This window comes from Streptomyces sp. NPDC037301 (assembly GCF_055602785.1).
This window is the reverse complement of record NZ_JBVJWD010000002.1, coordinates 23,638-35,896: the sequence shown is the minus strand read 5'-3', so window position 1 is coordinate 35,896 and position 12,259 is coordinate 23,638. Positions and strand designations below refer to the sequence as shown.

The following is a 12,259-nucleotide window of genomic DNA, read 5'->3' as shown; positions in this document are numbered from 1 at the left end:
CCAGAAAAAAAACAAAAAAAAAAAAAAACACCCCCCATGCCCCCCCCCCCCCCCCCGCCCCCCCCCCCCCCCCCCCCCCCCCTCCCCCCCCCCCCCCCGGGCCGTTCCCACCCCAGCGGGCGTTGTCAGTGGGGGCGGTTAGGTTGGGGATCATGACGACAGGAGCGCAGAGCGGGGAGAACGCCGGGCGTGCCCGGTACGCCTACCGGCTTCGTGTGTCGTCCACCGCAGCCGCCGCGCTGGAAGCGGAGTGGGCGCGGTGCCGGTGGATCTGGAACGAGAACTGCGCCCGGTCGAAGAAGGCCCATGCCGAGGATGAGAAGTGCGGCCCGGCCAGGCTGGACAAGATGCTGACCGAGGCCCGGACCGCGATGTCCTGGCTGCGTGAGGGCAGCAGCGTTCCGCAGCAGCAGTTGATCCGCGACTTCGGCAAGTCCCGGGCCAAGGCGCTCAAGGACATCAAGGCCCGGTTGCCGATGCGACAGCGTGCCGGGATGCCGAAGTACAAGAAGAAGCACGAGACGGACCCCACGCTCAACTACACGCAGCGCGGCTTCCGGTTGAAGGACGGTCGCCTGCACCTGGCCGGGGGCATCAGCTTGACCGTGGTGTGGTCGCGCGATCTGCCCAAGCCGCCGTCGTCGGTGCGCGTGTACCGGGACAGCCTCGGGCATTGGTACGCCGGTTTCGTCGTCCCCACCGCCACAGAGACGCTGCCCTCCACAGGTGCGGTGATCGGGATCGACTGGGGCGTGAAGGAGACGGCCACCACCACGTCCGATGACCATGGCCTGCCCCACGCCGAGTACGGGAAGAAAGCCGTCGGCGGCCTCGCGCGCTACCAGCGGATGACGGCCCGACGCCGTGCGCCCCGGGGCAAGGCCCAGTCGAAGGGCTACCGCGAAGCGCAGCGGCAGGCCGCCAAGCTGCACAAGAAGGTGGCCCGGCAGCGGCAGGACACTGCCCGCAAGTGGGCCAAGGCCGTGGTCCGCGACCACGACGCGCTGGCGGTCGAGGGCCGGTGACACAAGACGTCGAACAGGCGGACGACCGGCCGGACCCGGCACCGGACATCGATCCGGCCGGCACGGCGCGCGGCGAGCGCCGTTATCGATTCCTCGTCGCCGGATACTCCCTCTCTTCGTACGGCACCTTCCTGAATATGGTGGCGCTCAATCTGTTCGTCTACGAGACGACGGGCAGAGCGCTTGCGATGGGCCTGTTCATGGCCGTGCGGCTGGGATCCGGATTTCTCGCCGGACTCGCTGCCGGCGGTCTCCTCGCCCGATTCACGGCCAAGAGCATCATGCTGTGGACGAATGCGGCGCAGGCGGCGGTGATGCTGTTGCTGGTCTTCGCGCCGGAGGGGATGCGGACGGCCGCGCTGATAGCCGTTTCCGTGGTGGTGGGTGCCTGCGGAACACTTTTCATGGTGTCGCTGCGCAGCTCCATTCCCGAGATGGTCGGCGACGAGCGGCGGTCATGGGCCAACTCCCTTTCCATCACAGGACGTTCGCTGGCCATGGTGGCCGGTTTCGCTTCGGCGGGTGTGGTGGTCTCGCTGGTCGGCTACACCGCCGCGTTCGTGGTGGACATGGCCACCTTTGTGGTCTGCGCCGTGACGGTGGCCCTGCTGCCGATCGCGGGCGGGGGCAGGGGGAAGGACGCCCGGCCGGAATCGGAGGGGGATTCCGGCGGACGTACCCAGGAGGGTAGGCGGGGGACCTGGACGGGGCGGCGGCGGATGCCGGGGGCGTTCCTCAGGTCGGCCGCCGCGCCCGGTCTCGGTCTGATGGTGGTGCTGCGGGGTGCGGACGCCTTCGGTTCGTCCTCCCACAACGCCGCGCTGCCGGTCTACTCCGCCGGGCTCGACGCCTCGCACCCTGCCGTGTTCGTCAGCGCGTTCTGGTGTCTGTGGGCGCTGGGGAACGTCGTCGCGCAGCAGTTGATCCAGTGGTACATCAAGCGCACCGGGCGGGCGGTGGGTGCACCGGGGTTCGGGTACGGCACGTGTCTGATGTCCGGGGCGTTCATTCTGGCGTTCGCCGGGTTCCCGTCGGCGGCGACCGCCGTGATCGCACTTGTCGCAGGGGCGGCCGACGGGCTCACCGAGGTCTCGTACACCTCGCATCTGCAGACGCTCCCCGCCGATCTGCGTGGTCATGCGTTCGGGCTCTCCGCGACGGTGGAGAATCTCGGGTTCGGCGTCGGCATGATCCTGGTCGCGGCGGCACTCGACGGCCACAGCCCGCTGACCGTCGTCGCCTGGTCGCACGGGGTGGCCATCGTGATCGCCGTGGTGTTCCTGATCAGGGTGGCGGGGCCACGGAGGCGAGATCGCGTCCTCGCGCCCCGCTCCGGTGCCGATCGCGGTGAGCAGGTGCGGTGAGGGTTCGCGTACGACGGAATTCAGCCAATCTTGAGGCGCACTCGTGCGTGGCCGTCGGGCACGGGCGGTGCCGGAGAACGGGGTGCCGCGTGTCCCGGCCCTCCGCGGCGTCTTCCCGGACGCCCCCGGCACGGGCCCCGTACACCCCCGGTCACCTCGGACCCCCCGCGCCGGGGCGGCCGGTCCGGCACCGCCGATTTCACGCAGCGGGCCGCGCCGCGGACTTGCGCCTTGCCGGACCGCTGCGGTGGGTTGTCGGACGTTCCTGCAGCGCTCCGCCGACCCGGGGCATCAGGAAGCAGTCCTGGGGAACCAGGAAACAGCCGCCACCCCCCACACACCCCGGACACCGCTCCGCGCCCAGCGGCTCGGCGCGGGTTCGCCCACCCTCACCTCACCGTCGAACACCGGAAAGGCGGACGCCGTATGACGCCGCTTCCCCACCGCAGCCACGCCGACGACCTGCTGTCCTTCATCAGGGCCAGCCCCTCCCCGTATCACGCGGTGGCGAGTGCCGCCCAGCGCCTGGAGAAGGCCGGCTTCCGCGAACTGCGCGGCACGGACGACTGGACGGGCACGACCGGCGGCAGCTTCGTCGCCCGCGGCGGTGCCCTGATCGCCTGGTACGTCCCCGAGGGCGCCCCCGCGCACACACCCTTCCGGATCGTCGGCACACACACGGACTCCCCGAATCTGCGGGTCAAGCCCACCCCCGACACCGGGTCGGCGGGCTGGCGGCAGATCGCCGTGGAGATCTACGGCGGCGTTCCGCTGAACACCTGGCTCGACCGCGATCTGGGCATCTCGGGGCGGCTCGCGCTGCGCGGCCCCGGCGGCGGGGTCGAGTCCCGGCTCGTCCAGATCGACGAACCGCTTTTGCGGGTCCCCCAGTTGGCCATCCATCTGGACCGTACGGTCAATGAGGGGCTCGCCCTCGACCGGCAGCGCCATCTCGCCCCGCTGTGGGCGCTCGGGGCGCCCGAGGAGGGCTCGCTGCTGCGCCGGGTCGCGGCGGCCGGGGAAGTGGACCGGGACGACGTCCTAGGCTGGGATCTGATGCTCCATGACATCCAGCCGCCCGGATATCTCGGCGCGGACCGGGAGTTCGTGGTGTCCGCGCGGCTGGACAACCTGGTGTCGGTGCATGCGGGCGTCACGGCCCTGGCAGGTGCGGCGACCGCTGACGACGGTCCCTCGTACATCCCCGTCCTGGCAGCCTTCGACCACGAGGAGGTCGGCAGCGGTTCGGAGACGGGCGCGCAGAGCCCCCTGCTGGAACGGGTCCTCGGCCGTTCGGTCACCGCGCGCGGCGGCAGCTCCGAGGACTTCGCCCGCGCCCTGTCCGGCGCCTTCTGCATCTCCGCGGACATGACGCATGCGGTGCACCCCAACTACGTGGAACGGCACGATCCGGGCCATCATCCGCTGCCCAACGGCGGCCCCTCGGTCAAGGTCAACGTCAATCAGCGTTACGCCACCGACAGCACCGGCATGGCGGTGTTCGCGGCGGCGTGCGAGCGGGCGGGTGCGCCGTGGCAGCCGTTCGTCTCCAACAACGCGATGCCGTGCGGCACGTCGATCGGCCCGCTCACCGCGGCCCGGCTGGGTGTCCCGACGGTCGACGTGGGAGTGCCGGGGCTGTCCATGCACTCGGCGCGCGAGCTGTGCGGGGCCGACGACCCCGGTCATCTGGCAGCCGTCCTGGGCGCGTTCGTGACGTCCGGCTGACACACCGGCCGGGGCGGGGTGGCCGAGGCCGCCCCGCCCCTCCCTGCACCGCGGGAAAAAGTTACGCGAACCGCTGCTTCGCACTGCCGTCGCAGCTCTGCAGCTTCAGCGGGTCCTTGGCCGCCGCGAGCGTCAGGCACAGCCCGGTCGAGGCCGCCGGGCGCAAGGTGCCCGACTGCTTGACGAACTGCTGGTTGGCCGCGCCCGAGCAGTTCCACACGACGAGCGTGGCGCCCGCCTTGTAGTCGGCGCCCGGCACATCGAGGCACCGGTCGTGGCTCAGCTCCGTCACGATGCTCTTCGTGCCGGAGTCGTACCACCAGCCCTGATTGCGGCCGCCGTGGCAGTCCCAGCCGCCGATCCCGGTGTCGTTGCGGGTCACCGAGGCGGGGACGTCCACGCAGGTGCCCGTGGCCTCGTTCTTCAGGGGCTTGAAGACGTCGTCCCACGCCGCGGCCTGCAGGACGGGCGATCCGGTGCTCGCCGGGTCTGCGCAGCTCGCCTCGCGCAGGGACGAGTTGTAGATCTGGGTCAGGCAGGAGGCGAAGGCGGCGTGGCCGCGCGCGTTCGGGTGGAAGGACTGCCGTACGGAGTTGGAGTCCGGCGGGAAGTGCGACAGGTCGATGAAAAGGCCGCGGGCCCAGGTGTTCTCGCTGCAGACTTCGTGGCCGTGGAAGAGCCGGGAGTTGTCCAGGTAGACGGCTCCGGTGTCGGCGGCGGCCTTGCGCATGCCGCGTTCGAAGGCGGGGACCGCGACGTCACGGCCCCAGGCGGCGTCGGAGTCGTATCCGGCGCAGCCGCCGGGAAGCTTGCCGGGGAAGTCCGGGTTGTCGTAGAAGTCCGGGCCGATGGGGCTCGGGTAGCCCATGACCACGAGCTTGTAGTCACTGTTGCCGTATCCGGCGTCGGACATGACGGTCTTCAGATCGCGCACCGTCTTCTCGACCTTGGGGACGAGTCCGTCGACGCGCGCCTGCCAGCCGCCCTCGTACTTCGGCTGGCAGGTCCCCTGGGACAGCACCCAGCGCTGGACGCAGTCCGTCATGACCGGGCCGAACTGGAGGTCGTCATTGGCGCCGGCGACCAGCACGATCATCTTGATGCGGGTGTTGCGGGCCTTGATGGCGAGGTTGTCGCTCTGCACGAGTTCGTCGGCGTACTGCTTCGATCCGCCGATCACGATGTTGCCGGTGTACGCGCCGGAGCAGGAGACGTTGTACGTGACGTCGGCCGGGATCCCGGTCCGGTGGATGGCCGAGTCGGGCGAGCGGTGGCACCAGTTGTCGGGGCCGTTCGTGCCCGCCTCGTACGTGCCGACGCCCTCGCCGGAGATCTCGCTGTCGCCGAGCGAGATCAGCCCGGTCTTGCGGTCGGCGAGCGGGCGCTCGGCCGGGTCGCCGTACAGCCGGGTGGCTTCGGCGGCTCGGATGGCCTCCAGTTCGGGCGACAGGGGGGTGGATGCGGTACTGGTGATACCGGACCGGTCTGCCGCGACCGCCAGTCCTGCGGCGGCGGCCATGCCGCCCAATGCCGCCGCCATGACCGCGGCGGCCGCGACCGTACGGCGAAGTCTGTGTCTGGTGCGCCTCATTGCGCCTCCCCTGGTTGTGGTTACCCCCGGTATTTACTGGTCGGTAGGCGACTTGGGAATACACAGAACAAGACAAGTGCTCAACTTTTCCAGGAGGTTGAACCCCATGGACGACGCACAGGCCACCGCACAGACCCCCGCGGGCGGCACGGATTTCCGCATCGAGCACGATTCGATGGGCGAGGTGAGGGTGCCGAAGGACGCCAGGTGGCGGGCCCAGACACAGCGCGCGGTGGAGAACTTCCCGATCTCCGGCCAGCGCCTGGAGCGGGCCCACATCGAGGCCCTGGCCCGGATCAAGGCGGCCGCGGCCAAGGTGAACGCCGAGCTGAAGGTGCTCGACCCGGACATCGCCCTGGCCATCCAGGAGGCCGCCGAGGAGGTCGCCGAGGGGCGCTGGGACGCACACTTCCCGATCGATGTCTTCCAGACCGGGTCCGGCACCTCGTCCAACATGAACACCAATGAGGTCGTGGCCACCCTCGCCACCGAGCGCCTGGGCCGCGAGGTCCACCCCAACGACCACGTCAACGCCTCGCAGTCGTCCAACGACGTCTTCCCGTCCTCCATCCACATCGCCGCGACCGCGGCCGTCACCGGCGAACTGATCCCTGCGCTGGACCATCTGGCTGCCGCCCTGGAACGCAAGTCCGCCGAGTTCGCGACGGTCGTGAAGTCGGGACGTACGCATCTGATGGACGCCACGCCCGTCACTCTGGGCCAGGAGTTCGGCGGCTACGCGGCACAGGTCCGGTACGGCGTCGAGCGGCTGGGCGCCTCCCTCCCCCGCCTCGCCGAGCTGCCGCTGGGCGGCACGGCCGTCGGCACCGGCATCAACACCCCGCCCGGCTTCTCCGCCGCCGTCATCGCCGAGGTCGCCCGCGCCACCGGGCTGCCGCTCACCGAGGCCAGGGACCACTTCGAGGCACAGGGCGCGCGGGACGGGCTCGTGGAGACGTCCGGCCAGCTCCGTACCCTCGCCGTCTCGCTCACCAAGATCTCCAACGATCTGCGCTGGATGGCGTCCGGGCCGCGCACCGGTTTGGCCGAGATCAGCCTTCCCGACCTCCAGCCGGGCTCGTCGATCATGCCGGGGAAGGTGAATCCGGTCATTCCCGAGGCCGTTCTGATGGTCGCGGCCCAGGTGATGGGGAACGACCAGACGGTCGCCGTCGCGGGCGCGGCGGGCAATTTCGAACTGAATGTGATGCTTCCGGTCATCGCGAAGAATCTGCTGGAGTCGGTGCGGCTGCTGGCCAATGTCTCCCGGCTGCTCGCGGACCGTACGGTCGACGGGATCACCGCGAACGTGGAGCGGGCCAGGGAGTACGCGGAGTCCTCGCCGTCCGTCGTCACCCCGCTGAACAAGTACATCGGTTACGAGGAGGCGGCGAAGGTCGCCAAGAAGTCCCTGGCCGAGCGCAGGACGATCCGCGAGGTGGTGCTGGATTCGGGATATGTCGAGCGCGGCGATCTCACGGTGGAGCAGCTCGACGAGGCGCTGGACGTGTTGCGTATGACCCGCCCGTGACATGCGTCGCGGCAACCGGGCCACGGCACCTCTGAGAGGGGCCGGTAATCGGGGGGTGGGAGAAGGAGCGGGGCTGGGTGCGTGCAGCTGCAAGGCGGAGGATCGATGCAGATGGGGTCTCCCCTGCTCGAGCGCAGCCGAGAGCTTGGGGAAGGAGCCATGGTGATTGACGACAGCGCCGGAGGGGGTCCCCCCTGGCCCTTAAGGCCTTGGGGGAGTGCGTGCCCGGCCCCGTGACGCCGCCCCCCGATTACCGGCCCCTCTAAGATCTGCCCATGGCAGGTAGTGGATACATCGAGCACTGGGCGCCGGGCGATCAGATCCTGTGGCGCTACCGCGACAACGGCCCGCTGCGGCGGGACGCCGCGCCGGATCATGCCCTGGGCCCGGTCCACATCTGCCGCCCCGTCACCGTCGTCCAGGACACCGACGAGCTGCTCGCCGTATGGGTGGCACCCGGCACCGAGTGCGTGAAGCCGGTGCTGGCGAACGGCACCGAGGTGCACGACGAGCCGCTCGCCACCCGCTACACCGCCGCGCGCACCACCGCCCGCTCGACATGGCTGGGCAACGGCGTGCTGAAGCTCGCCCGTCCCGGTGAACCCTGGTCGGTCTGGCTGTTCTGGGAGCCCGGCTGGCAGTTCCGCAGCTGGTACGTGAACCTGGAGGAACCGCGCACCCGCTGGGCGGGCGGCATCGACTCCGAGGATCACTTTCTCGACATCTCCGTATACCCGGACCGCAGCTGGGTCTGGCGCGACGAGGACGAGTTCGCCCAGGCCCAGCGGGTCGGACTGATGGCCCCGCAGACCGCGCAGCGGGTACGCGGGGCGGGCCTCGCGGCCGTCGAGGTGATCCGGAACTGGGGCGCGCCGTTCCGGGACGGCTGGGAGGACTGGCGGCCCGATCCGCGCTGGCGGGTTCCCGCGCTCCCGGATGACTGGGACCGTACCCCCTCGCATATGCCGTCGTGAGACCCTTGATGCACCCCAGGGGGGCAAACGTAGGATCGTCCTCCGGAAGGCCGCTCCGCTCCAACCGGCGGACGCGGCACCGGACCTGACCGCAAGTCATCGCACGAGCACCACTCACTGCATGAGCTGTATGAGCAGCATCAGTCGTATGAGTCGCATGAGCCACTACGAGGGGGTGGAGACGTGCTCGCTTTCGCCCGCCCCGTCGCCGGAAACGTTGTCACCGAACCACGCGTCGGGCATCCGGTTTCGGCCCCTCGTTCGGGGGCATCCGGTGACAGCCGTTGTGATCGCCGCTCTTGCCGGGGCACAGTAGCGCCCCACGAGGTGATTGCCTCATACAACCGGCCCGGACGGACGGAACCCCACGCGTGACGGAGCATCCCACCTCCCACGAAGGCCGGCAGCCTCTTGCCGCCCGGTCGCAGGAACGAACCCGGCCGCGGCAGCAGGATGCCGCGCCGGCCGCTTCCCCTGCCACCGCCGCGATCCCCGGCCCGGCCACGGCGCCGGGCGCGGGAGCGAATCCGGCGGCTTCCGCGGCGAACCCCGGCCCCCCAGGACTCGACCCACAGGCCGCGGCCCGTCGCGAGGGCGACCGGCTGCGTTTCGTGGGGGCCGCCACCCGGCGGATCGCCCGCGGCATAGACCTGGACGAGATCGTGCTGGGCCTGTGCCGGGCCAGCGTGCCGACGTTCTCCGACGCCATACTGGTCTACCTCCGCGACCCGCTCCCGGTCGGCGACGAGCGGCCGGTCTCCCCGTTCGTACTGCGGCTGCGCCGGTCCGACCGGCTGCGTTTAAACGAGGAGGAGACCGAGACCTCGTCGGAGATCGAACGACTGCGGCTGCCCGCCATCGATCCGCACGGCGATCTGCCCCCGGCTGCCGAGCTGTGCGAGGTCCGCTCGGGCGGCGCGCTCGCCGAGGTGCTGCGCGGTGTACGGCCGGTCTTCGGGGACTCCGCAGCGGCCCGCGCCGCGCTGCCCGAACTGCTCGGTACCGGACGGACCGTGCCCACCGGGCACCGTGCGATCCTCGCCCCGCTGCGCGGACGGCGACGGGTGATCGGCGCCGCCGTCTTCCTGCGCGGGACCGAACGGCCGCCCTTCGAGGCCAATGACCTGCTGGTCGCTGCCCAGCTGGCGACGCACACCGCGCTCGGTATCGACAAGGCCGTGCTGTACGGACGCGAGGCGTACATCGCCGACGAGCTGCAGCGCACCATGCTGCCCGACTCGCTGCCGCAGCCGACCGGTGTCCGGCTCGCCTCCCGCTATCTCCCGGCCGCCGAGACGGCCCGGGTCGGCGGCGACTGGTACGACGCGATCCCGCTGCCCGGGAGCAGGGTCGCCCTGGTCGTCGGCGACGTCATGGGCCACTCCATGACGTCCGCGGCGATCATGGGGCAGCTGCGCACCACCGCGCAGACCCTCGCCGGGCTCGACCTGCCGCCGCAGGAGGTGCTGCACCACCTCGACGAGCAGGCGCAGCGGCTCGGCAGCGACCGCATGGCGACCTGCCTGTACGCGGTGTACGACCCCGTCGCGCACCGCATCACCATCGCCAACGCCGGACATCCGCCGCCCGTCCTGCTCCATCTGGGCGGCCGCGCGGAGGTGCTGCGGGTGCCGCCCGGCGCTCCGATCGGCGTCGGCGGTGTGGACTTCGAGGCCGTCGAGCTGGACGCTCCCGCGGGCGCCACGCTGCTCCTTTACACCGACGGTCTGGTGGAGTCCCGGCTGCGGGACGTCTGGACCGGGATCGAGCAGCTGCGCGAACGTCTCGCCGCCACCGCGCGGCTCACCGGCCCGGATCATTCGCCGCCGCTGGAGGCCCTCTGCGACGACGTGCTCGACATGCTCGGCCCCGGCGACCGGGACGACGACATCGCGCTGCTGGCCGCCCGGTTCGGCGGGATCGCGCCAAGTGATGTCGCGTACTGGCACCTGGAACCGGAGGAGACAGCTCCGGGACGGGCCCGCAGGCTGGCCCGCCGGGCGCTGAACCGTTGGGGGCTCGACGATCTCTCCGACTCGGTGGAGCTGCTGGTCAGCGAGGTGGTCACCAACGCGGTGCGCTATGCGGAGCGGCCGGTGACGCTGCGGCTGCTGCGCACCGACATCCTGCGCTGCGAGGTCGGCGACGACGCGCCGCAGCTGCCCCGGCAGCGCCGGGCCCGGGACATGGACGAGGGCGGCCGCGGCCTGTTCCTCGTGAACCGGCTGGCCAGACGGTGGGGGGCGACGCGTCTTTCGACCGGCAAGGTGGTCTGGTTCGAGATGCCGACCCGGGGCCAGTAGGGGAGGCCGGGCCGGGGCGGACAAGAGCCCTGCACGGGCGGTAGCCAAATGTTGCCGACCTCCTGTCGGCGGAGTTGACTTCAGTCGTGAACGAGACGACCTGACCGAAACCCCCACCGACGGGAGGACGCTCGTGCCTGAGGAATCGAAGACCAAGAACACCCCTTACACCACGAACAACGCCGGAATCCCGGTGGAGAGCGATGAGCACTCGCTCACTGTCGGATCCGACGGTCCGATCCTGCTCCAGGACCACTACCTCATCGAGAAGATGGCCCAGTTCAACCGGGAACGGGTACCCGAGCGAGTGGTCCACGCCAAGGGCTCCGGTGCCTACGGCATTTTCAAGGTGACCAACGACGTCAGCCAGTTCACCAAGGCCGACCTCTTCCAGCCGGGCAAGCAGACCGCCATGCTCGCCCGCTTCTCCACGGTCGCCGGTGAACAGGGCTCTCCCGACACCTGGCGCGACCCTCGTGGGTTCGCCCTGAAGTTCTACACGGAGCACGGCAACTACGACATGGTCGGCAACAACACGCCGGTCTTCTTCGTGCGCGACCCGATGAAGTTCCAGGACTTCATCCGCTCGCAGAAGCGCCGCCCGGAGAGTGCCCTGCGTGACCACGACATGCAGTGGGACTTCTGGACCCTCTCCCCCGAGTCCGCGCACATGGTCACCTGGCTGATGGGCGACCGCGGCATCCCGAAGTCGTACCGCAACATGAACGGCTACAGCTCGCACACCTATATGTGGGTGAACGCGGGCGGCGAGAGGTTCTGGGTCAAGTACCGCTTCAAGACCGACCAGGGCATCGACTTCTACCCCCAGGCCGAGGCCGACGAGATCGCGGGCAGCGACGGCGACGTCCACCGCCGCGACCTGTTCGAGTCGATCAGGCGCGGTGACCACCCGAGCTGGACGCTGTACGTCCAGATCATGCCGTTCGACGATGCGCCGGACTACCGGTTCAACCCGTTCGACCTCACGAAGGTGTGGCCGCACGGCGACTACCCGGAGATCGAAGTCGGCCGGATGACGCTCAACGAGAACCCCGAGGACTTCTTCGTCCACATCGAGCAGGCGTCCTTCGAGCCGTCGAACCTGGTGCCCGGCATCGGTCCGTCGCCCGACAAGATGCTGCTCGGCCGGCTCTTCTCGTACCCGGACACCCACCGGTACCGGATCGGCCCGAACTACGCGCAGCTGCCGCCGAACCGTCCGCGGTTCGGCCGGAACTCGTACGCGAAGGACGGCCCGATGCGGTACGAGCCGGCTCGTACGGGAGCGGTCTACGCACCGAACTCGTACGGCGGTCCGGCCGCGGACACCGAACGCTACGGCGACCCGGCAGGCTGGGCCACGGCGGGCGAGATGGTGCACGAGGCGTACAAGCTGCACCGCGAGGACGACGACTGGGGCCAGGCGGGCACGATGGTGCGCAAGGTCCTGGACGACGCGGCGCGTGATCGGCTGGTGTCCAACATTTCCGGCCATCTGCTGGACGGGGTGAGCGCCCCGGTCCTGGAGCGGGCGCTGCAGTACTGGCGCAACGTGGACAAGGACCTCGGCGACCGGATCGCCAAGAAGGTCAACGGCGGCTGACACCGTCATACGCGGCTGACATGAGTGAGGGGGGGTGGCGGTCGGCACCGCCCCCCCCCCACGTCCTCACGGCCTCACCGTCCGGGGGGGGTGTTCGCGACGTTGTTGCCGTTGCCCGGCCGTCCAGGGTTCCCTCCCTC

Annotated in this window: 7 protein-coding genes and 1 pseudogene; 7 read left to right on the top strand and 1 reads right to left on the bottom strand. The window is 70.2% G+C overall.

Features of this window, described 5'->3' with window-relative positions; translation table 11 throughout:
- Positions 1–152 precede the first annotated feature (152 nt).
- From ACZ7IB_RS03430 to ACZ7IB_RS03420, 3 genes and pseudogenes are all read left to right on the top strand, one after another.
- Positions 153–1,016 (top strand): annotated as a pseudogene (locus ACZ7IB_RS03430) (RNA-guided endonuclease InsQ/TnpB family protein); the annotation flags it as partial.
- 5 nt (positions 1,017–1,021) lie between these two features.
- Entirely contained in the window at positions 1,022–2,389 is a 1,368-nt protein-coding gene (locus ACZ7IB_RS03425) for an MFS transporter (protein WP_470908815.1), read from the top strand.
- A 426-nt stretch (positions 2,390–2,815) separates the two neighbouring features.
- Complete coding sequence (locus ACZ7IB_RS03420; RefSeq protein ID WP_470908813.1) at positions 2,816–4,117, top strand: M18 family aminopeptidase; 1,302 nt, start codon at positions 2,816–2,818, stop codon at positions 4,115–4,117.
- 61 nt (positions 4,118–4,178) lie between these two features.
- On the opposite strand, the gene ACZ7IB_RS03415 is transcribed toward ACZ7IB_RS03420, so the two are convergent.
- Positions 4,179–5,708 carry a ricin-type beta-trefoil lectin domain protein gene (locus ACZ7IB_RS03415; protein WP_470908811.1) on the bottom strand — a complete coding sequence of 510 codons (1,530 nt, stop codon included), beginning with the start codon at positions 5,706–5,708 and terminating at the stop codon, positions 4,179–4,181.
- Between the two features lie 106 nt (positions 5,709–5,814).
- Here ACZ7IB_RS03415 and ACZ7IB_RS03410 point away from each other — a divergent pair, with 106 nt between their 5' ends.
- The 4 genes from ACZ7IB_RS03410 to ACZ7IB_RS03395 all read left to right on the top strand — a co-directional run bounded on the left by ACZ7IB_RS03410 (position 5,815) and on the right by ACZ7IB_RS03395 (position 12,119).
- Positions 5,815–7,239 (top strand): class II fumarate hydratase, encoded by a 1,425-nt coding sequence (locus ACZ7IB_RS03410; protein ID WP_470908810.1) that lies wholly within the window; start codon positions 5,815–5,817, stop codon positions 7,237–7,239.
- 275 nt (positions 7,240–7,514) lie between these two features.
- Positions 7,515–8,213, top strand: a complete 699-nt coding sequence (gene fomD / locus ACZ7IB_RS03405) for a cytidylyl-2-hydroxypropylphosphonate hydrolase (protein ID WP_470908808.1) — start codon at positions 7,515–7,517, stop codon at positions 8,211–8,213.
- A 371-nt stretch (positions 8,214–8,584) separates the two neighbouring features.
- Entirely contained in the window at positions 8,585–10,516 is a 1,932-nt protein-coding gene (locus ACZ7IB_RS03400) for a SpoIIE family protein phosphatase (protein ID WP_470908806.1), read from the top strand.
- 133 nt (positions 10,517–10,649) lie between these two features.
- Positions 10,650–12,119: a catalase gene (locus ACZ7IB_RS03395; protein ID WP_470908804.1), complete on the top strand. Its 1,470-nt coding sequence runs from the start codon at positions 10,650–10,652 to the stop codon at positions 12,117–12,119.
- Positions 12,120–12,259: the final 140 nt, after the last annotated feature.

What these genes read in the sequence shown, in the direction of transcription:
- ACZ7IB_RS03420 (WP_470908813.1), top strand. Translation starts at nt 2,816, where the DNA reads ATGACGCCGCTTCCCCACCGCAGCCACGCCGACGACCTGCTGTCCTTC.
- ACZ7IB_RS03415 (WP_470908811.1), bottom strand. Translation starts at nt 5,708, where the DNA reads ATGAGGCGCACCAGACACAGACTTCGCCGTACGGTCGCGGCCGCCGCG.
- ACZ7IB_RS03410 (WP_470908810.1), top strand. Translation starts at nt 5,815, where the DNA reads ATGGACGACGCACAGGCCACCGCACAGACCCCCGCGGGCGGCACGGAT.
- fomD (WP_470908808.1), top strand. Translation starts at nt 7,515, where the DNA reads ATGGCAGGTAGTGGATACATCGAGCACTGGGCGCCGGGCGATCAGATC.